The organism is Marinomonas sp. GJ51-14, from assembly GCF_055808695.1.
The window spans coordinates 2,357,619-2,380,084 of the sequence record NZ_CM147879.1 but is presented as its reverse complement, the minus strand read 5'-3'; the positions used below and the strand labels follow the sequence as shown (position 1 = coordinate 2,380,084).

The window sequence follows — 22,466 nt, the reverse complement described above, 5'->3', positions numbered from 1 at the left end:
ATTAAAAACTTAATGAGAATCATTATCGTAAAAGACTTGCAATAAATCCAGTAAATTTGAGAATTAATCTCATTTAGTTCTGATTTTATATTTAAAGAGGTTTTGTGAAGTCTAGATCTAAATAGACAAGACGGTGATCTGAAGTATTTTTTAGAAGAGAAAATTGATGGTCACAAGAGTCAGGCCAAAACACAGCTTGCTCAATAACCTTTAATGATTTGCTCGGTCTCACATAGTCAGCCTGCATACGCCAAACCGCTGTATGACTGACACTATGAGCTTTATTAACTTTAGGAGAATGAGCAATTCCTCCCTTACTTTTAGGAAATTCTAGTTCAGCCATTAATGGATGCATTAATAAATCATGAGTGATGGCTCGTGACGAATCACCTTCAAAAGGAGATGCATTTAAGTCCCCCAACAGTACAAAACCATTACCAGAAAATCCACCACTGCGCCCTTGATCATCTACAAAGTAAGAAGCTTGCGATAGATAATCCGTCCAAAAACGCAGCTCATCTTGATTACGACAGACATTACGCCCTTCAGGACCATCGAACGCTGGAGGTGTCGGATGAGAGCATAAACAGTGCAAAGACTCGCCCTCCACGTCTACGATAACATCCCAATGAGACTTAGAAGATAAAGGTAGTACAGCTAAATCTTCGTCATCAAACCAAGGTTCGCCAGATGGATGCTTTGGTAAATTAGCATTCGGCATATCACGCCAAAGTAGATGTTGAAAAGTACGAGAAGAAAAATGCTCGATTGGAAAACGAGATAACAAAAGCATACCGTATTGACCTGGAAAATCTCCAAAACCAAGTGCATCAGCTCCTTTGTCTGAGGCAATACCATTTTTATCAAAATCTCGACCAGATGGTATTCCTGTATTCACTGGCTGACAAAATAAGAAAGGATAATCTAACTCAGCACGACCATCCTTTGGTTGTCTCAGTAAATTAATTAGTGTTTCTGCACTTTCACCCGAGGCATCAAAATCCACCTCATTGAGCAAAATAATATCCGCTCTAATTTCTTGTAGTAAAGCCACAGTCGCCAACACTTGCTTGTCTTTATCGGATTCGTCTTTCGCTGCAAGCGTTGATTTCAGTGCAGCTAAAAGCTCACCTGACGAGGCACGGCTTAATGCAGTGTTATAACTCGCAATGCGTACCTTCATCCATCGCTTACCATGTTTATTTGCTTAGGTAGCCTTTAAAAAGACTTACCATTCGATACCAACTTGTGCTTTCACACCATTAGCAAAAGCATGACGTTCATCGGCAATTTTACTGTGTGTATCTACACTATCTAGCAAGGCTCGTGGCGCTGTTCGGCCTGTCATTATGACATTTTGGTGCTTTGGACGGGCCGCTAAGGCAGCAACCAAATCGACTTCATTTAAATAACCGTATTTGTACATATAGGTTATTTCATCCAGTAAGATAAAATGAACGCTAGGATCTGATAACATCTTTTTCGCCAGATCCCACGCCTGTTCTGCGGCTTCTTTTTCCAATTCTGGATTTCTTGTTTCCCAAGTAAAGCCATGCCCCATCACATGAAAATCAACTGAAGGATGCTCACCAAAAAACAATTGTTCACCTGTTGCTTTACGACCTTTTATAAATTGAATGACAGCACATTTTTGACCATGACCCAATGCTCGTGCCATGGTGCCAAAACCACTCGAACTTTTACCTTTACCGTTACCAGTTAGTAAGATAGTTACACCGCGCTCTTCTGTTGCCGAAGCAATACGCTTATCGACAACTGCTTTCTTCTTCAACAAACGGGCTTCATTTTTGTCTAGAGCTTCTTGGTCAGTGTTTGGTGTTGTTGGTGTTTTCGTCGTCGTTTCTTTGGTCATAATGTATCTCTTTTTTATAGAGTAGCCAGCTTGGGTAATACAAATCTTTATGGATAGCGAATACCCTTAGTATAAAGATTAACGACACCGCGTAAATGGAGTTAAATTCATGTGAAGGTATATTTTTTTGAAGCAGTACAAATAACAAAGCACCTAAAAAAGCAGGTGTTGCGTAAAATTCTCGACCCAAAACCAAAGGAGGACGGTGGCTTAATACGTCACGAATAATGCCACCAGCCACTCCAGTAATAATACCCATAGTGATGGCTATTGGTGCTGCAAAACCTAGGTTTAACACCTTCTCTGTTGCCACTACAGTAAACAAAGCCAGGCCAAAAGAGTCAGCATAATGAAACACTTTTTGTCGGTCATTCATAAAGCGCACACCGAAAAAAGCAAAGACAGAAGAAGCAAATGCCACCCACAAATAGGAGGTGTCGGAAACCCAATAAACTGTTTCGACAGACAAAACCGTATCTCGAATCGTACCTCCACCAAGTGACGTAACCATGCCAAGAAATACGACACTAAAAAGATCCATGTCTTTTTTGCCAGAGGAAATAACGCCCGTGATTGCAAAAGCAGCAATGCCAAACATACCCAAAAGATATAGCAACATGATGTATTTTTTCTCAATGATCTTTAAAATGATCTGACGAACGTCAAACCTTACGCTGTCACCCAATCGCCAGCACCAAGGCGTTTTAAGGTGACATAATCCCCTTCAACCATAAACTCAGTCAGGCTAGTAAAGCCCACATCAATACGATGCGCCTGAGTAAGCGGCCACTGACAAAGCAAACTAACTAACACCTTAATCACGCCGGCATGAGCCACCAGAACACAAGTATCAACAGGATCGTCTTTCACCGATAACCACCAACTCCAGACACGATCAGCAACCACTTGCAATGACTCGCCATTATAAGGTGCGCCGTTAACAATATCTTCCATCCAGTCATCGATTTCTTGTTTTGGTATATCTTGCCAGCACAGCCCTTCCCAATCACCAAAATCCAGTTCTTTAAGTGCTGATACAGCTTGAGATCGTCCTTTACTAATATAATCGGCTAACTCTGCTGCTCGGATTAATGGACTGTGATAACAAACATTTGAGGCCTCAGAGAAATCCAAGGGAAGTGACTTAATCAAAGCATTCGCGCTCTCTTCCCAACCAGTGACAAGAGGCACATCCATATCGCCATAACATAAGCCTTTTTTCACATCAGGCCTTGGGTGACGCACTAAAAACAATCTCACGAATAAGACGCCAATAAACAAATAATGACAAGAATTTCACCGATTTGCTCGCTAGCTCCTAACGTATCACCGTTAAAACCTTCTATTTTTTTACGTAAATACATACGCAGTAACACCACCATACCAACGGCAATAAGCAGTGTCAGAATAAGAGCGATAATATTGAAAGCCAACAAACCAATAGCCAAACAAGGTGCAAGCGCAATAGCCCAATGAATGGAACTTAACTTAGCAATCATGCCAGATGCTTTGCTTTTTCCTAATGTCACGTAATCTAACGTACTCATCAGCAACAAAGGCATAATTCTCGCCATCACATGAACAATACACCAAGCACTCAAAGTATAAATCAGCCCCAAAAATGACTGGGGAATCACTTCTAAAAGCTCGCTCAGTAACAGCCATTTAATAGAGAGGGAAAACCAAATTGACAAAGCCGCGTAACTGCCAATGCGCGAGTCTTTCATAATAGATAGGCGTTGATCCTTATCCCAACCGCCAATCAAGCCATCACAAGTGTCCATAAGTCCGTCTTCATGGAACCCACCTGTTAGTAATACAGCTGACAATAACATTAAGATAGCTTGCAAAGATGAAGACCAATCAAACCAAAGTGGCCAAGCACTAATCAAAGCAACGACGATACCTATCCATGGCAAAAAGCACACCGGTGAGATGTGCTTTATATCATCACTCCAATCTACTTTTAGAGGAATTCGAGTATAGGTAACAAGGCTGCGTTTAAAGCCTTGCCAATATGGACCAAGTGCCATGCCTTTCATGTTTATTTACTTCTTACTCTTATGTTTTTAACGTCACTACTCAAAATAACTACTGAGAGTCACTGACACCAGCACTTTCAAAACTGGCCATTTTATTCAAAAATACGCATGCACTCTGAATCAAAGGGTAAGCGAGAATAGCACCAGAACCTTCACCCAAACGCAAATCCAAAGACAAAATTGGCTCTGCATTAAGATGTTCTAATAGGGTTTTATGAGCTTTTTCATTGGATTGATGTGCAAAAATAGCAAACTCACGAACATTCGGCTCTATTTTCTGAGCAAACAACAAAGCAACAGAACAAATGAAACCGTCAACAACAAACGCCGTTTGACGCTTTGCTGATTGCAACATAGCACCAGCCATTGCCAAAATTTCAAAACCACCAACTTGCTCAGCCAATGTTTGAGCACTCCAATCAACCATGGCTTGGCCTGTTGCTTGTTCTGCCCGTTGCAATGATTGCTCAATAACAGACGCTTTATGAGAAACGCCCGCTGAATCTAAACCTGTTCCGCGCCCTGCGCTGTCTGTAGCACTAATACCGACCAAGGCCGTCATCATACAAGAAGACACACAAGTATTGCCGATGCCCATCTCACCAAACATCAATAAATTCACGCCATCATCAATGGCTAGATTCGCTTCATCAACACCAGCTTGAATGGCTTGCGCCGCTTGATCAGATGTCATGGCCGCTTCTTGACTAAAATCTTTAGAAGCAAAGGCCACCTTGCGCACGCCCAATAAAGGATGCTCGTCCAACTTAGCGTTAACACCCACATCGACAACACGTAAAGGAACATTATGCTGATCACAAAATACGCTAACTGCAGCCCCCCCATCAAGAAATTCATCACCATTTGAGGCGTAACTTCTTGAGGAAACAAACTGATACCTTGTGCGACAACACCATGATCAGCAGCAAATACAATCATTTTTGCTTTTGATACATCAGGCGTAATGCTGTTTTGAATTTTTCCTAATTGAAAAGCAATACTTTCCAATTCTCCCAGCGCCCCTAAGGGCTTGGTCTTATTATCAATTTTTTGCTGCAATTCAACTTCAATTAAAGACGAAGGCGCTTGAATCGTAAATATTGGAAACAAAACATTCTCCTTAATCTTAACCTTTTGCTTTTACAGCACGCTGGCGAACGACTTCGTAAAGACAAACACCCGTTGCAACAGAAACATTTAGGCTAGAAACCACGCCAGCCATTGGCAGTTTCACAAGGTAATCACATTGCTCTCTAGTCAAACGGCGCATACCTTCACCCTCTGCGCCCATCACAATAGCGGTTCCGATAGTAAAGTCTTGTTCATAAACGGTTTGCGTTGCTTCACCAGCGGTACCAAAAATCCAAACACCTTGGTCCTGAAGTTTTTTCATAGTGCGAGCTAAGTTCGTTACTGCGAAAACAGGCATACTTTCTGCCGCGCCACAGGCTACTTTACTAACTGTCGCATTCAATGGTGCTGAGTTGTCTTTTGGCATCACAACCGCATGGGCACCCGCCGCATCAGCACTGCGTAAACACGCGCCTAAGTTATGAGGATCAGTTACACCATCTAAAATAATGATTAGTGGATTTTCTTCCAAACCTGCAACCAATGTATGCAAATCTGCTTCGTTACCTGCTTTGGTCATAGTGGTAAAAGCCACAACACCTTGGTGTACAACGCGATCTTTGCTCTTAGTAAACAACTGATCAATGTCACGACGAGGCACAATACTATGACGTACTTTATTGGTTTTACAAAGTTGTACTAAACGCTGATTTTTCTTATCTTCTCGACCTTCTTGAAAGCGTACTTCTTTTATACGTTCAGGTTGTTGAATTAACGCATTTTCCACGGCATGAATACCGTATATCCATTCTAAATCTGACATTATTTACTCTATTCTTTTATGTGTCGTGCGTCGTATTTCTAATCAATCTTTCGCTTTCGGCTTAGCATTACTCTTCTTTGGCTTTTTCGGTTTCTTCGGTTTTTTAACCGCAGAAGCCGGTTTTCCATTCGCAGCAGTGCCGCCGGTTTTTTTCTGTCTAATGCGTTTGCCCTTAGAAACCGGAGGACGACGCTTTTTCTTTGCCTTGCCATTTGATTCTTTAGAATCTTTACTCGCTTCCGCTTTCTCGCCTTTCGGTGCTGCTTTCGCATCCGTGTTTTTTGCAGCCGCTTTCACAGAGCCTTTAGGCTTAGAACGACCACCTAATTCAATCGGCGGTAATTGCGCCAATTGCATTTCCAATTCAGTTTTGTCATCACGTGCGATCTTCTTACGTGGTGCTGGCGTTGTTTCATCTAGGCTCAAATCGATTTTACGTTGTTCCAAATTCACATTGGCAACACGAACTTTCAATGTTGCACCAAGACGGAAAACTCGACCTGAACGCTCACCAATAATCGCTTGATGCTCAATGTCATGAACAAAGTAGTCTTGTCCAAGTCCTGAAATATGAATCAAACCATCAACAAACAAACCTTGCAGCTCAACAAATAAACCGAACGATGTCACTGCAGTCACAACACCATCAAAGGTTTCACCAAGATGCTGTTCAACGTACTGACACTTCAACCAAGCTTCAACATCGCGGGTTGCTTCGTCAGCACGGCGCTCAGTAACGGAACAAGAATCGCCAAAGCCATCCATATCCGCATGCTCATAGCCGTAAATTTTACGTTTTTTAAGCTCTGGACTCCCTGGTACTCGATATGCTTGACGCACATCAGGACGGCCTTCACCACGAATCAAATAACGAATAGCACGATGCACAAGCAAATCTGGGTAACGACGAATTGGCGATGTAAAATGGGTATAAGCTTCATAATTCAAGCCAAAGTGACCCATATTATCCGCTTGATAAACCGCTTGAGACATAGAACGCAACATCATAGTTTGAATACTACGAGCATCCGCACGGTCTTTAATGTTTTCAGACAACAAAGCGTAATCTGCCGGTGTTGGCTTAGCACCACCTGTTAGTTCCAACCCAAGCAGACCAAGATAAGTACGTAAGGTTAACAAGCGATCGTCTTTTGGTCCTTCATGAACTCGGAATAAAGCGGGTAAATCTGACTTGATCAAAAGTTCAGCTGTTGCCACGTTGGCACACAACATACATTCTTCAATCAGCTTATGCGCATCATTACGTTCAACCGGAATAATATGTTCGATCTTCGAATTTTCATCAAACACCATACGAGTTTCGACTGTATCGAACTCCATCGCGCCACGTTCGTCACGGGCACCTTTTAATGTGTGATATAGACCATTCAAATCATCGATATGGGAAATAATCGATTTGTAGCGTTCACGTAATTCTAAGCCTTGTTCTTCAGGCTCAGCAGCGATCATTTTTGCTACTTTAGAATAAGTTAAACGAGCATGGGAGCGAATCAAACCTTCATAGAATTTGAAACCACGCATCTTACCTTTAGAAGTTAAGGAAATTTCTGCCACCATCGCCAAACGATCAACGTCTGGATTCAATGAACACAAACCGTTCGACAACACTTCTGGCAACATTGGAATCACGCGCCCTGGGAAATACACAGAGTTACCACGAACAATCGCTTCTTCATCCAATGCAGTGTCTTTTTTTACATAATGAGAAACATCGGCGATGGCAACAAACAGTTTCCAGCCACCCGGTGTTTTTTCACAATACACAGCGTCATCAAAATCTCGTGCATCTTCCCCATCGATAGTAACAAAAGGCGTTTCGCGTAAATCAACACGATTCGCTTTGTCTTCTTCTGACACTTCAGAAACGAAGTTTTTGATTTGCTTTTCAACAGCCGCCGGCCATTCGTTCGGAATTTCATAGCGGTGCATAGCGACTTCAATTTCGACGCCCGGCGCCATAAAGTCACCTAAGATCTTTTTCACTAGACCTTGAGCGGGTTTGCCACGTTCTGCATAAGAAACAATTTCAGCCAATACATACTGGCCGTGCTTTGGTGTTAAACCTGAATCGGTTGTAATTTGAATATCTTGGGCAATGCGTGGATTCTCTGGCGTCACGAAAGCGGCACCACTTTCTTGACCGTTTTTTTCTAGGTAATAACGACCAACCATTTGAGTATGCTTACGTTCTAGCACCTCAACCACAACGCCATCTAAACGACCTTTAACACTTCGACCAGACAAACGTACTTTTACTTTGTCGCCATCCATCACGTTTTGCATTTGACGTGCAGACAGGAAAATATCGTCCTCACTTTGACGTAAGAGGAAGCCGTGGCCTTCTTTGTTACCTTGTACATAACCTTCTATAAGGTCACTTTCTAAAATTGGTTGGTACTCATCATTTCTATTACTAGTTAACTGATTATCACGACACATAGCGATCAATCGTCGGCGAAGCGCTTCGATTTCGTCTTCACCCGTTAGATTGAATTCTTCGCAAAGATCAAAGTGACCAAAGCTTTTATTTTGGGAAGCTAAAAATTCTAAAATGAATTCACGGCTTGGCACCGGATTATCATACTTAGATGCTTCACGCTGCATGTGTGGATCGTTAATTTTTTTATTACTCAATGTATTTTTATCCTTGGTTTTTCGATAAGACGTCTCTCTTTATACAATTAAAATATGAACATCTTACTATTAAGAACATCTGTCTTGCTTGGTTGTCACTTAAGCCAAGCCTCTGACATGTTCAATTACCCACTATTATAGAGCATTCTGATTAAATACTCTTCAAGTAAGCGTCAGGGTTATCATTATCTGCACTCTCTAATCCATTTATTTGGTAATTACACAACAAAATGATCAAATTTCTCGTTATTTCGTACTTTCCAATCTCCGTTTGTTAGGCCATTTTGGATTGAATAATTATTTTTTATAACTTTTTTGTACATTTTTTAGACAAAACCAACTAACCTATCGAATTATTCGATCATTTATCGATATAAAATTACTGTCTGTGACGTACTAAATTCATCTCTGCCATCACTTTGGTGGAAATTTCCTCCACAGAAAGCTTAGTGGAATTCAAAAATGGAATACGTTCTTGTCGATATATGGATTCAACTTCGTCCACTTCATAACGGCACTGACGGGATGACGCATATTTGCTTTCCGCCATTCTCCCTGTTCGAATTTCATGTAAACGCTGCGCATCAATGGTAAGGCCAAACAACTTCTTCTTATGAACTTTCAACACACTAGGCAAACCAGAAGAGGCAAAGTCGTCTTCGGTAATCGGATAGTTCGCTGCTTTAATCCCATACTGCATTGCTAAATACAAACTAGTTGGAGTTTTACCTGAACGTGAAACACCTAACAAAATGATATCAGCCTCTTGGAAATTCTTTACGGACACACCGTCATCATTAGCTAACGCATAGTTAATGGCATCAATACGTCCATCATATACACCCTCTTTCATACCATGGGCTTTTTGTGCTGTTGGCTGAGCTTTTACACCTAATGCCTTCTCTATGGGCGACAATAAATCACCAAATAAGTTGTAACAATGGCAATCACAAGACTGAATAATCTCACGAATACCCACGTCAGAAATAGTATAAAAAACCAGCAATTTAATGCCTTGTTCCATTTCCAAATTAACTTGACGCTTCAACCCTTCAGCCTGATCTTTAGTCACCAAAAATGGCACACTTTTGGTCTCAACAGCCACATCAAAAAACGACAACATCGCCGACCCAAACACTTCTGCAGTAATCGCTGTTCCGTCTGAAACAAAATACACTTTCATCCGTTTCTACCCATTTTGTTGTTATCTAACGACATTTATTTTTTCGATTGAAATAAAACTACATCGAATAATCGATTTTATTCAAAGCAACACCTCTACATACAATGAACTCAGACACAAGGCTTTGACAAGTACCAATATTGCCTAGAGAAATGCTATCCAACATCTAGGAACAAACACTTGATGTCTAGTTGGCAAACCAGCCAAAAACAAACTTATAACAACAACCGGAGTCCTTCGTGAGCAAATTTGTTAAGTGGTTTAAAGATCTTCGTTTAGAAGATGTCGGTGAAGTTGGCGGAAAAAATGCCTCTTTGGGAGAAATGATTTCTAACCTGACAGACCTTGGTATTCAAGTACCAAACGGTTTCGCTACCACTTCCTATGCCTATCAAAGCTTCCTAGCAGAAAGCGGCCTAAACGATAAAATCCATGATGCACTTAATGCACTTGATGTGGACGACGTACAGGCACTTGCCAAAACAGGTGAGCAAATCCGAACCTGGATTGAAGAAGCGCATTTTTCTGCTGAATTCGACCGAGAAATTGAAGACGCCCTTGCCGTTTTGTGTGATGACAACGCCAGCGACACATCATTTGCTGTACGTTCATCTGCTACTGCGGAAGATTTACCAGACGCTTCCTTTGCAGGCCAACAAGAGACCTACTTAAATGTCGTCGGCTTAGCTGATATCAAGGCATCTATCAAACGCGTATTTGCGTCTTTGTTTAATGATCGTGCAATTTCATACCGCGTTCACCAAGGTTTTGAGCACCAAGGCGTGTCATTGTCTGCTGGCATTCAAAAAATGGTACGCAGCGACATTGGCGCATCCGGCGTTTTATTTACCCTAGATACAGAATCAGGTTTTGATGAAGTTGTCTTTATTACCGCAGCTTACGGCCTTGGAGAAATGGTCGTGCAAGGCACGGTAAATCCAGACGAATACTATGTTCACAAGCCAACCCTTGCAGCGAACCGTCCATCGGTTGTACGTAAAAGCCTTGGCAGTAAAGCACAAAAAATGGAATATGCAGAAGTCGGCAGCGATGATGAATTTGTCAAAATCGTTCCAGTGGCGCTAGATGATCAAAACCGCTTCGCCCTTACCAACGACGAGATCCAAGATCTTGCTCGACAAGCTTGTATCATCGAAGACCATTACCAACGTCCGATGGACATTGAGTGGGCGAAAGACGGCATCGACGGAAAAATCTACATAGTTCAGGCTCGTCCAGAAACCGTCCGTAGCCAAGGTAACGCTCAAAGCATGGAACGTTACAACCTAAAACAAACCTCACAAGTGATGATTACAGGCCGTGCTATTGGTCACAAAATCGGCACAGGTGAAGTTAAGGTTCTGTCTTCTATTGCTGAAATGGATCGCATCAAACCGGGCGATATATTAGTTACTGATATTACCGACCCAGATTGGGAACCAATCATGAAACGGGCGTCTGCGATTGTCACCAATCGTGGTGGTCGAACTTGTCATGCAGCAATCATTGCACGTGAACTTGGTATTCCTGCAGTGGTTGGTTGTGGCGATGCTACTGAAGTTTTAAAGGACGGACAAAAAGTTACCGTATCTTGTGCGCAAGGTGACATGGGCTTTGTTTACCAAGGCGAATTGCCATTCGATGTCATCACCTCGGAAGTGGGCAACATGCCAGAACTACCCGTCAAAATTATGATGAACGTGGGCAACCCGAACCGCGCCTTCGATTTCGCCATGCTACCAAACGCTGGCATTGGTTTGGCGCGCTTGGAATTCATCATCAACCGCATGATCGGCATTCACCCAAAAGCACTGCTTAACTACGCAGACATGACGCCAGCACTCAAAGAAGAAATTGATCACAGAATCGCTGGCTACACAGGCCCAGTCGAATTCTATGTCGACAAACTGGTTGAAGGCGTTGCGACATTGGCTTGTTCATTCTCAAACAAACCCGTCATTGTGCGTTTATCTGACTTTAAATCGAACGAATACCACAACCTTGTTGGTGGCCCTTTGTTCGAACCAGACGAAGAAAACCCAATGCTAGGTTTCCGTGGGGCAGCTCGCTACATCGATGACTCATTCCGTGATTGCTTCGCCCTAGAATGTGAAGCCATTCGCCGAGTTCGAAATGAAATGGGATTAACCAACGTACAAATCATGATTCCATTTGTACGTACGTTAGAAGAAGCACAACAAGTGACGGAACTGCTTGCAGAACAAGGCTTGGCCCGTGGCGAGAATGGCTTGAAAGTCATCATGATGTGCGAACTACCATCGAACGCATTGTTGGCGGATGAATTCCTTCAATACTTCGACGGTTTCTCAATTGGTTCAAACGACTTAACCCAATTAACCCTCGGACTTGACCGCGATTCAGGATTGATCGCAGACAAATTCGACGAACGAAATCCAGCAGTGAAAAAACTGCTAACGATGGCGATTCAAGCCTGCCGCGAACAAGGTAAATACGTGGGAATCTGTGGGCAAGGCCCATCGGATCACGCTGACTTCGCAGATTGGCTTGTGGCTCAGGGCATTGAGAGCATGTCTCTTAACCCTGATACAGTTGTCGAAACCTGGCTGCATCTTGATGAAGTGTTGAAAGGCACTTCATTAGATCAGAATGCTGTATAACCACAGCATGTGACCTTATTGTTATGTCACTCTCTAGTTTGATAGCCCCGCATTTGCGGGGCTTTTTTTGCCTTTAGAGTGGAAAAAACCGTAGATACAAGGGCTGATAAAGGAAATACGACTGTCAGTGTCAGGTTGTCGTCGTTCCCCCTTATCTTGACCTACATTTTTTTGTTTGGTGAATATTCGAACTTTAGCAGAAGCAGCTATGAGCATCACAAAGGCGCAGAAAAAGCTTCATTAAAATACTTTGGTTTAAACTAGAAAAAGCCCCCTCCTTTCACTAGAATACAGCGCTTTGACTAGCGGGCAGGTTGCCATGATTAAGACTCCTTATTATCTCATCGACAAAGCAGCTCTTTTAAAGAACTTAGAAAAGATCGCTTATGTACGCGAACAGTCTGGCGCTAAGTCTTTGCTCGCTTTGAAATGTTTTGCAACTTGGTCTGTTTTTGACCTTATGCAGGAATACATGGACGGCACGACATCTTCTTCTTTGTATGAAGTGAAGCTGGGTAAAACTAAGTTCCAAGGGGAAACTCATGCGTACAGCGTGGCGTATGCAGATGATGAAATCGCAGAAGTGTTAGAGCATTCCGATAAAATCATCTTTAATTCCATTGGTCAGTTAACCCGTTTCAAAGACGCCAGTGAAGGTAAAACACGCGGTTTACGTGTAAACCCTCAAGTCAGTACGTCTGAGTTTTTAATCGCCGATCCAGCCCGTCCATTTAGCCGTCTTGGCGAATGGGATCCTGAAAAAATCGAAACCGTCATTAATGACATTTCTGGTTTTATGTTCCACAACAATTGTGAAAACGATAACTTCGACCGTTTCGATGAAATGCTCACTCTGATAGAAGAGCACTTTGGCCACCTTATCCAACAAGTGAAATGGGTCAGCTTAGGCGGCGGTATTCACTTCACAGGTGAAGGTTACCCGATTGATCAATTCTGCCAACGCTTAAAAGCCTTTTCAGAAAAGTACGATATTCAAGTCTATTTGGAACCAGGCGAAGCCTCGATCACTAAGAGTACAACGCTGGAAGTAACTGTTTTAGACACTTTGTTTAACGGTAAAAACTTGGCTGTTGTAGACAGTTCAATTGAAGCACACATGCTAGATTTATTGATCTACCGTGAAAATGCTAAAATGGCCCCCTGCGATGGTAAACACGAATACATGATCTGCGGAAAATCCTGTTTAGCAGGGGATATTTTCGGCGAATTTAAATTCAAGCAAGAATTAAAAGTGGGTGATCGCCTGTCTTTTGAAGACGCGGCAGGTTACACCATGGTGAAAAAGAATTGGTTTAACGGCGTAAAAATGCCTTCTATTGCCATACGTCAATTGGACGGTAGCATTGAACTCGTTAGAGAATTTGATTACAGCGACTTTGAACAGAATTTATCTTAATTCTGTCCGATTCAAACTTTGGAGAATAGTTTAATGAAAAAGAATGTCCTAATAATTGGCGGCGGAGGCGTGGCTCGTGTTGTAGCCCACAAATGCGCCCAACACAATGACACACTGGGCAATATCGCAATTGCTTCGCGCAGCGTTACGAAATGCGACGATATTGTATCCAGTGTCCTCGACAAAGGCAGCATGAAGGTAGAGGGCCGCATTCAAGCATTCGCCCTAGACGCTCTTGATGTCACCGCTACGGTTGAATTGATCAAAGAAACTGAATCTGAAATCGTGATCAATGTGGGTTCTGCTTTTATTAATATGTCTGTATTGGAAGCATGTCTTGAAACAGGCGCCGCTTATCTAGACACAGCGATCCACGAAGACCCAGCAAAAATTTGTGAAACACCACCTTGGTACGCAAACTACGAATGGAAACGCCGCGATTTATGTAAAGACAAAGGCGTAACCGCTATTCTTGGCGTAGGTTTTGATCCAGGTGTTGTAAATGCGTACGCGGCACTTGCTTACAATGATTATTTCGACACAGTTAGCGATATCGATATTATCGACATCAACGCAGGTAGCCACGGCAAATACTTCGCAACTAACTTTGACCCAGAGATTAACTTTCGTGAATTTACCGGTCGCGTTTACTCTTGGCAGAATCGCGCATGGCAAGAAAATAAGATGTTCGAAATCAGCCGAACAGATGACTTGCCTGTAGTTGGTAAGCAAACGGCTTACATGACAGGCCATGATGAAGTCCACTCTATTTCTCAAAATCTAGACGTACCAAATGTACGCTTCTGGATGGGTTTTGGTGAACATTACATCAATGTCTTCACTGTTTTGAAAAGCCTAGGTTTGCTTTCTGAACAACCAGTAAAAACAGCTGAAGGTTTGGAAGTTGTACCACTTAAAGTGGTTAAAGCGGTTCTTCCTGATCCGTCTTCTTTGGCTCCAGATTACACAGGTAAAACTTGCATCGGTGATGTTGTAAAAGGCATCAAAGATGGTAAAGAGAAAGAAGTTTTCATCTACAACGTAGCGGATCACAAAGACGCGTACAACGAAGTTGGCAGCCAAGGTATTTCTTACACGGCAGGTGTTCCACCAGTTGCGGCCGCTATCCTTGTTGCTAACGGCACTTGGGACGCAAAAGAAATGCGTAATGTAGAACAGCTTGATCCAAAACCTTTCTTAGGTTTGTTGAACGAGATGGGTCTACCGACTCGCATTAAAGATGAAGACGGCGACCGCCCTTTCACTCTTTAGAAACGTACTTTTAAAGTTACATTGAAACAAAAAATAACCCCGTCATTCTGTGAATGACGGGGTTATTTTTTACTATATATTTTGTGTTTTAAACATCTTGAATCTAAGTTTTTTCATTAAAGACTTTTTCATTTAATAAGAAAATCTCGGCCAAACTGACGGGCTTAGAAATATAATACCCTTGAATTAAATCACAGCCTTTATCAACTAATAGTTGATAAGTATCTTGGTCTTCGACCCCTTCAGCAACCACTTTATATTCGTAGGCTGTAGCAATAGAAATAAGGGAGTCTACGATGACACTGTAGCCTTTTTCATTTCTAATTCCTGAGATAAATGTTCTATCTATCTTAATCTCATCAACAGGAAAATTAATTAGCTGCTGAAAAGATGTGTAGCCAGTCCCAAAATCATCCAGTGATACCTTGCAACCTGTTTCACGAATGTCTTTTATTGCTTTAATACAAGCAAGGTCAATATCCAATAAAAAGGTCTCGGTCACTTCTAAACATAAACGCTCGAAAGAAATGCTGCTTCTAGCAACCATATTTTTGAAATTAGTGACAAAGGATCTATCAAGAAGCTCTTTAGCTGAAATATTAATAGATAATTTAAAGTCGTCGTCAAAACTGTATTTATCAATGTCTCTTAATGCGGTTTCAATCACCATAAGATCGATATCCCGAATCAAACCGGTTTCTTCAGCAACAGAAATATAGACTTCAGGAGACACCTGTTTTAAGGATTCAAGACCACAACGCAACAAAGCTTCAACGCCAATTATTTTTCCAGCTGAGACGCTGTATATTGGCATATACAAAAGATAAAACGCATTTTTTTGCAGTGCAATTTTGATCTGCTGCTCTAAGTAGGTTTTCTCTTCTGCTTTTCGGCTTACGTCATTACTATAAACTTGAAGCCTTTCTTTATCATGCAAAATGGCTTGAATCGATATTTCAGATCGCTCTAAAGCAAATTGATTATCTTCATAAAGAGGATTTTCTATACTCACGCCAATTTTTACATCTAAACAAAGTTCACCCAATCCAACTACATTGACAGGGGAGAAAAACGAAGCGATGAATTTTTCTTCCATTTCTGGGGAAAGCGGATCACCTTTTTTTATAAATATCAGTTCGTCATTATTCAATCGAGCACTGATATAAAAATGATTTTTGTATAATCGAATATTTCTATTCATCACTTCTTTGAGTAAATAGTTGGTCATCGACAAACCGAAGTGACGGGTTAAACTATTCCAGTTAATGATTCTTACACGGTAAAAAACTGCTCGCCTTCCAACAATTTTTTTATATTTCTCATCAAATCCAGCAAGATTGGATAATCCAGAATAGGTATCGTAATAAGCCTGCTTTTTAATTTTCCTAAAATCTCTGACTCTAAAAATGACATAACAAAAGATGGAAAAAAATAACCATGTGTAGAGTAAGAATTTATAAACCAGGTTAGCATCAATCATGGCGCCAACCAGCCCAACATGAGCCAGTGAAATCGAATAATCACCAGGGGTTTGAATTGGCATATCTTCAATAAAGAATTCGATACTAAAAACCGAACTCATATCAACATAGGAAAGATCGAAGAAAACATTATTCATCTCCTCCCACCACGTTTCCACTTTAAATCGGGATAAAGGCACAACAATATCACCATTGATGCCTAATCGAACCGCTTGATACTTAAAGTTATTGTCTTGTTCTGGTTGTTCTAGTGTAGGGTCTAAAAAGCTCTTAATAAAAACTCGAATACGTCCATTATATGTTTCATTAGTTGAGTCACTTTTTATCTTAAAGCGTAATGAATCAAACTCCTTCAGAGAAAAGTTGGTTTCATTCATTTCAGGAAGAATAAACACCAAACCACAGATCTCGTTTTGACTGCCTTCTTTTACCCTACAGGTTATCGAGGTTTCATCAGGAGCCTGTTTGAAGTCATAATCATTTCCTGACGGGTAAGCACCTCTAATTGCTTTAGAATCCACATCAAGTAAATCAAGTCTGTTCGAGTTGTATTTAGAGTTGGTAAATAGAAGAGTTGAAACACTGATAGTCACCAAGATAAGCAATAGAAACTTAAAAGTCCTATTTAATCTTGAAAACTCCCTAAAGCGATCCATTTTGAAAATCCTTTTTATAAATGGCTGCAATTCTTAGATGCAATAAAAAGCCTACTATAATGGATAAGGGTGGAATAAAGCCAGCAGTTAGGCTGGCTTATTTTAAAATTACTAAGTAGTTAACCTTATAAGGAAAACCGAGCTTTATTTGCGATGTGCAAATGCAGTCTTAGTACAATCGCCATTAATACGATGTTTTTCTTCTTCTAGGATTTCTTCCGTAAATTGCCCCATGAAACAACAACAAATCCCCTCGCCTATCATGGTTCTTGGCCCCATTGGATGGCCGATGTGTTTGTATACCCCATGGGAATGTCCATGTGAATGGTCGTGCCCATGAGAGTGCCCGTGGGAATGGTCATGACTATGGGAGCCGTGAGTATGTGGCTTTATTAATACTGAAGAATGAGACGTTTCATTTGAAGGAGCATTAGCTGAAATCACAGTGGCATGCTTGATATCAAAATCAGACAAACCTTGAGTGTCGTCTTGTGGATCAACGAATTCAGCGTGATGATGGTGAACGTCTACTTCGCCCGCAGCAAGGCGGCGTTTGAATGAGCTCATCAAGGTTTCTTCACCTGCTGGTAATTCGTTTTGCATGATTTCTTCAACGCGATGTTGGAAGGCGTCAATAACACGAGGGTGATCGCTCAGGTAAAGCGTTTGGATAAATTCGATCGTTGGGTTCGCTTGAGCGACTTTATCAACATAACCTTGAATACGTTTGATCAATCGACCTGTGAATAAAAAGTAAGGCGCAACCACGATACGCTTATAACCCAGCTTCATTAGCTTCTCTAACCCAACGCCAACCGATGGATAAGTCACGCCGGAATAGACAGTATCCGCCCAACCAAACCCCATATTTTCATTGACGATGCGCGTCAATTTCGCGGCTTCCGCATTCGCCGATGTGTCTGACGTTCCGCGACCAACAACGACTAGCATGGTGTCGTATAAGTTTTCAGGTGGGTTTTCTGGGTCCAATCCTAACGACTCATAAATACGCGCTTGGAAGGCGTCGATCATGTCGTCCTGCAAGCCCAGCTCACGTCCATAAGTGACTTGCAGACCTGAGTTCTTTTCTTCGTAGGTAGTGAGCACCGATGGAATGTCATTTTTCGCATGTGTCGCAGCGAAGAGCATGCCCGGAACGGCGTAGATTTCTTCCACACCTTGCTCAAGCAAGCTATTCAACCCCATGTGAATATTGGGTGCAGAAAATTCGAGAAAACCGTATTCAACAGGCAAATCAGGAAAGCGTTCTTTTAAGCCTTTTGCCACTAGGCCAAACTCGCGCTCCGCATCTTTATCACGGCTTCCGTGACCACAAATCATAATGCCTTTTTTGACTGTCTTTGTATTACTCATTATCTCTCTCTTTATTGTTTGGCTTCTGCCCAAGCCAGTGTTCTTAATAAACGTTTTGTTGTAATGGGAACTTAAATAAAGCGCCCATAGTAAATTAGTTTGCTTGTTCCTGCTGCTGATCCAAATCAAGCAACAAGGACTGTATCTTGTCTTCGTATGTGTCGGCATTTTGCCACATGCCGCGCTGAATTGCCTCTAACAGGCGCTCGCCCATTTCTTCCAATGCGTGAGAATTATTATCGCGCATAAAGGCTTGGTTGTCTGGGTCAAGTAACAAACGATCTGTGACTTGTTCGTATTGATAGTCGGCAACCAAATCCGTTGTTGCATCATAGGCAAACAGATAATCCACTGTTGCAGTCATCTCAAACGCGCCTTTGTAACCATGGGTTTGCATGGCTTCTATCCATTTAGGGTTCAATACTCTGGATCGTACAACGCGATTCAATTCTTCTTTTAAGGTACGAATTTTCGGCGAACTCGGATTTGAATGATCACTATGATAGACACTTGGCGCTTGACCGCTGAATGTTGTCACCGCGTTCGTCATGCCGCCTTGAAATTGATAATAATCGTCTGAATCAAGAATATCATGTTCGCGGTTGTCTTGGTTTTGCACCACCGCATCCAATTGGGACAAGCGCTCAACAAACGCTGATTTAGCTTCTACACCATCTTGTTCGCCGTTATAAGTATTCCCATCGTAGGCGTAACCGCCCCAGTTCACATAAGCCTCGGCTAGGTCGGCTTTGGTGTCCCAACAACGTTCATCGATCAAGCCTTGTAAGCCCGCACCATAAGCACCCGGTTTGCTGCCAAATACACGATAAGACGCTTGGCGGCTGGCTTGCTCTTCATCCATGCCTTGGTCTATTAGCGTTTGCTTTCTCGCTTCTACATTGGCTCGAATCACGTTGCCATTGCCCGGTTCTTCATTCTCTGCGATGGCTTGTACCGCGGCATCATACAATCGCATGACGTTAGCAAACGCATCTCGAAAAAAACCTGAAACTCGTAAGGTGACATCAACTCTTGGACGACCCAATTGCATAAAGGACAGAATTTCAAAATCCGTCACACGATTCGATCCCGGCGCCCAAATTGGACGAACACCCATTAACGCAAAGGCTTGGGCGATGTCGTCGCCACCGGTTCGCATAGTAGCCGTCCCCCAAACAGACAAGCCAAGGTCTCTGGGATAATCCCCATGTTCTTGAAGGTGTCGTTGAATCAAAGCCTCTGCGGATTTTTGACCAATCGCCCATGCCGCTGGCGATGGGATTGCTCGATTATCCACCGAGAAAAAATTCCGTCCCGTTGGCAAGGTATCTAGTCGTCCTCGGGTTGGCGCCCCACTCGGCCCAGGTGGAATAAAACCACCCGCCAAGCCTTTTATCAAAGCGCCAATTTCGTCTTCCGCGCTTTTTGCTAAGGCTTTCATCAAGGCCTTTTTACTGTGTGATAGGAGTGCCGCAGTTTGAGGTAAAAGCGTTTCGATTTTGTTCACAGGTTGGCTTTGAATAAGGTGATTCATCACCAAAACTTTTGCAAACAGCTCAAGCCGCTCTTTGGTGTCCGCATGGGTTCGCCAATCTGCATCACTAACAGACAGAAGGACTTCTGGTTTTTTGCCTAGCCAAGGTAAACGTACACTCTGCATAGGATCAAAACGCCCTTCATCAAGATTGTCTTGGCTCAGATCCAGATCCTTCACCAAAGCATGGAGAATACCTTGGCTGGTGATGTCACTGCCACGAGGTAAGCGCAATAACGCCACCAGTGTATCGGCGAGTTTATCCTCTTCGGGTAACTCCCCAAGACGATGCAATCCGTGGCGTATTTGCGCTTCTTTTATCTCACATAAATAGGTATCAAGCCCTTCTAAAACAGACTCTTCGTCTTCCACGTCTGTTTCGGCCAGCTCTTCTAATAAATGTGTGTCTTGGACTTTTTTGAGAATCTGTTCTCGCAACCAAGTTTCCCGTCGAACATCCATGCCCATGGCTTGATAATATTCGTCTACTAAGTTCTCTAACTCTGCCATGTCACCGTAGGTTTCAGCCCGTGTCATCGGTGGCATGAGATGGTCAATAATTGTAGCTTGTGTACGACGCTTCGCTTGCGCACCTTCCCCCGGGTCATTAACGATAAAAGGATAAAAATTCGGCATTGGCCCAAGGGCGATATCAGGCCAGCACATATCAGACAAAGCAGTGCCTTTTCCCGGTAACCACTCAAGGTTGCCATGCTTACCCACATGAACAAATGCATCCACTTTATAGACGTGTCGTAACCAAAAATAGAAAGCTAAATAACTGTGCGGAGGAATCAAATCTGGGTCGTGATAGTTCGCAGCAAGATCAAGATTAAAACCTCGCGCAGGTTGAATACCAATAAAGGTTTCACCTAATCGAATACCAGCCAACATGATGCGTCGCTGGCCGTTTTGCTCTCGACATTTGTGGTCATCTTCTGGCGGGCCCCATCGATCCCAAATCGCGTTTTGACACTCCAAAGGCAATTGATAGAAATGATGAAGATACTCTTCCAAAGATAAACTTTGCCAGCAACCACGTTCGTGTAGTGTATTTGGGTTGTTGGTCACAGCGCCGAGTAACTCCTCAATCAAGGCGTTACCATGTTCAGGAATATCTTGGATTGGATAACCCGCTTGTTCTAATGCCTTGAGTAAATTGACCGTTGACGCTGGTGTATCCAACCCCACACCATTGCCAATTCGTCCATCTTTGGTTGGGTAGTTCGCCAAGACAAAAGCAATGCGCTTATCTTTATTCGGTTTGCTTGCCAAGGTTACGTAGCGTTTTGCTAGTTGCGCAACAAAACGAGCACGCTCTGAATGGAGTTCATAGCGCACTAAATCCACTTGAGCCGTTTCGTTGTAGTGGCTTAACGCTTTAAAACTGACAGCGCGAGTAATGATACGACCATCCATTTCTGGCAAGACGATTTGCATGGCCACATCGCGGCTGCGTAAGCCTTGTGTTTGTGCTTGCCAATCTTCTTGAGTGCTACCAGACAAAATAAGCTGCAAAACAGGAATAGGTGAATCAAACGCGGATTGGAAGTCTGTAGGTTCAGAAGCGAGATCAGGACTGCCCACTCGATTAGCGGCAAAACCTGTGGTATTTAGAATGACTTTGGCATTCGTTTGTTCAGCAAGGGTTTCAATCAAGCCGACTGAAACGTCATCTTTTAGAGAGCTAACGGCAATCGCCAAAGGCACAAGACCTTCTTGTTCCATAATCTCTAGCAGACCATCAAACATCGCCGTATTGCCGCTTTGTAGATGAGAGCGATAAAACACTACCAGCGCCACAGGTTGGCTTAATAAAGCTTTTTGATAATGACTTTGCCATTCGGTCAAACTGGACGCTCGACCATGACGATAAAGCAAGGCAGACGGTAAAGGGGCTGGTTCTTGCCATGTTATATCACGATCAAAAAACTGCGCTGCTATAAAACGAAATACTTGTTCGCTATTACGCTGACCGCTTTCACGCAAGTATCGCCATATTCGATGGGCATCTTCCATTGAGCAAGTAGAAGCCTTCATCAATTCAGGATCAGGCGTATCATCACCGGGAACCAAGATTAATGTGCGATCGCGTTTTGCTTTGGCCCAAGCTTCTAACTGCTGAAAACCGTAAGACCAATAATGTTCGCCACCCAACAAAGAAACGACAACCACCTTGGTTTTTTCCAATACTTTGTCTTCATAAAGATCATAAGCGGCAGGTTTAACCAATTGCATCCAGTTAGCAAGACGAACACTAGGAAATGATTCAATTGAAATTTGGTTAAGAGTGAGCTGATCAAGGGCGCTTCCTAACGCACCCAACACAGAATCTGCCGCAGCCAATACAACAATATCCGCTGGAGTTTGTCCTAAATCAACAATGCCTTCATCGTCTACAAATCCACCCGGTTTGGCTGCCAGCAAATGCACTTACGTGTCTCCT

14 protein-coding genes and 1 pseudogene are annotated in these 22,466 nt (G+C 42.6%); 3 read left to right on the top strand and 12 right to left on the bottom strand.

Annotated features, from left to right (window positions below; translation table 11 throughout):
* Nucleotides 1-91: 91 nt before the first annotated feature.
* From AC0L3Y_RS11445 to AC0L3Y_RS11405, 9 genes and pseudogenes are all read right to left on the bottom strand, one after another.
* Nucleotides 92-1,183, bottom strand: coding sequence for an endonuclease/exonuclease/phosphatase family protein (locus AC0L3Y_RS11445; RefSeq protein ID WP_473462940.1), 1,092 nt, complete (start codon nt 1,181-1,183; stop codon nt 92-94).
* A 45-nt stretch (nt 1,184-1,228) separates the two neighbouring features.
* Nucleotides 1,229-1,873: a cob(I)yrinic acid a,c-diamide adenosyltransferase gene (cobO, locus tag AC0L3Y_RS11440; RefSeq protein ID WP_473462936.1), complete on the bottom strand. Its 645-nt coding sequence runs from the start codon at nt 1,871-1,873 to the stop codon at nt 1,229-1,231.
* Nucleotides 1,827-2,558 (bottom strand): trimeric intracellular cation channel family protein, encoded by a 732-nt coding sequence (locus tag AC0L3Y_RS11435; RefSeq protein WP_473462929.1) that lies wholly within the window; start codon nt 2,556-2,558, stop codon nt 1,827-1,829. The genes cobO and AC0L3Y_RS11435 overlap by 47 nt, the downstream gene beginning before the upstream one ends.
* Nucleotides 2,543-3,133, bottom strand: coding sequence for a histidine phosphatase family protein (locus AC0L3Y_RS11430; RefSeq protein ID WP_473462924.1), 591 nt, complete (start codon nt 3,131-3,133; stop codon nt 2,543-2,545). Before AC0L3Y_RS11430 ends, AC0L3Y_RS11435 begins: the two co-directional genes overlap by 16 nt.
* On the bottom strand, nt 3,130-3,915 hold the full coding sequence (cobS, locus tag AC0L3Y_RS11425; RefSeq protein WP_473462920.1) for an adenosylcobinamide-GDP ribazoletransferase: 786 nt from the start codon (nt 3,913-3,915) through the stop codon (nt 3,130-3,132). The genes AC0L3Y_RS11430 and cobS overlap by 4 nt, the downstream gene beginning before the upstream one ends.
* 49 nt (nt 3,916-3,964) lie before the next feature.
* Nucleotides 3,965-4,974: pseudogene (cobT, locus tag AC0L3Y_RS11420) on the bottom strand (nicotinate-nucleotide--dimethylbenzimidazole phosphoribosyltransferase).
* Nucleotides 4,975-5,041: 67 nt separating this feature from the next.
* Nucleotides 5,042-5,809, bottom strand: coding sequence for a 23S rRNA (guanosine(2251)-2'-O)-methyltransferase RlmB (rlmB, locus tag AC0L3Y_RS11415; protein ID WP_473462915.1), 768 nt, complete (start codon nt 5,807-5,809; stop codon nt 5,042-5,044).
* Between the two features lie 42 nt (nt 5,810-5,851).
* Nucleotides 5,852-8,434 (bottom strand): ribonuclease R, encoded by a 2,583-nt coding sequence (gene rnr / locus AC0L3Y_RS11410; protein WP_473470621.1) that lies wholly within the window; start codon nt 8,432-8,434, stop codon nt 5,852-5,854.
* Between the two features lie 409 nt (nt 8,435-8,843).
* Entirely contained in the window at nt 8,844-9,647 is an 804-nt protein-coding gene (locus AC0L3Y_RS11405; RefSeq protein WP_473462910.1) for a pyruvate, water dikinase regulatory protein, read from the bottom strand.
* 239 nt (nt 9,648-9,886) lie between these two features.
* On the opposite strand from AC0L3Y_RS11405, the gene ppsA reads away from it, so the two are divergent.
* From ppsA to AC0L3Y_RS11390, 3 genes are all read left to right on the top strand, one after another.
* Complete coding sequence (gene ppsA, locus AC0L3Y_RS11400) at nt 9,887-12,286, top strand: phosphoenolpyruvate synthase (RefSeq protein ID WP_473462904.1); 2,400 nt, start codon at nt 9,887-9,889, stop codon at nt 12,284-12,286.
* A 319-nt stretch (nt 12,287-12,605) separates the two neighbouring features.
* On the top strand, nt 12,606-13,703 hold the full coding sequence (gene nspC, locus AC0L3Y_RS11395) for a carboxynorspermidine decarboxylase (protein WP_473462899.1): 1,098 nt from the start codon (nt 12,606-12,608) through the stop codon (nt 13,701-13,703).
* Between the two features lie 33 nt (nt 13,704-13,736).
* Nucleotides 13,737-14,975, top strand: a complete 1,239-nt coding sequence (locus AC0L3Y_RS11390) for a saccharopine dehydrogenase family protein (protein ID WP_473462895.1) — start codon at nt 13,737-13,739, stop codon at nt 14,973-14,975.
* Between the two features lie 103 nt (nt 14,976-15,078).
* Here the strand turns inward: AC0L3Y_RS11390 and AC0L3Y_RS11385 are convergent, their stop codons facing one another.
* From AC0L3Y_RS11385 to cobN, 3 genes are all read right to left on the bottom strand, one after another.
* Nucleotides 15,079-17,142: an EAL domain-containing protein gene (locus AC0L3Y_RS11385; RefSeq protein WP_473462890.1), complete on the bottom strand. Its 2,064-nt coding sequence runs from the start codon at nt 17,140-17,142 to the stop codon at nt 15,079-15,081.
* Nucleotides 17,143-17,256: 114 nt separating this feature from the next.
* Nucleotides 17,257-18,486, bottom strand: a complete 1,230-nt coding sequence (locus AC0L3Y_RS11380; protein WP_473462884.1) for a sirohydrochlorin chelatase — start codon at nt 18,484-18,486, stop codon at nt 17,257-17,259.
* A 94-nt stretch (nt 18,487-18,580) separates the two neighbouring features.
* Entirely contained in the window at nt 18,581-22,453 is a 3,873-nt protein-coding gene (gene cobN / locus AC0L3Y_RS11375; protein ID WP_473462880.1) for a cobaltochelatase subunit CobN, read from the bottom strand.
* Between the last annotated feature and the right edge of the window lie 13 nt (nt 22,454-22,466).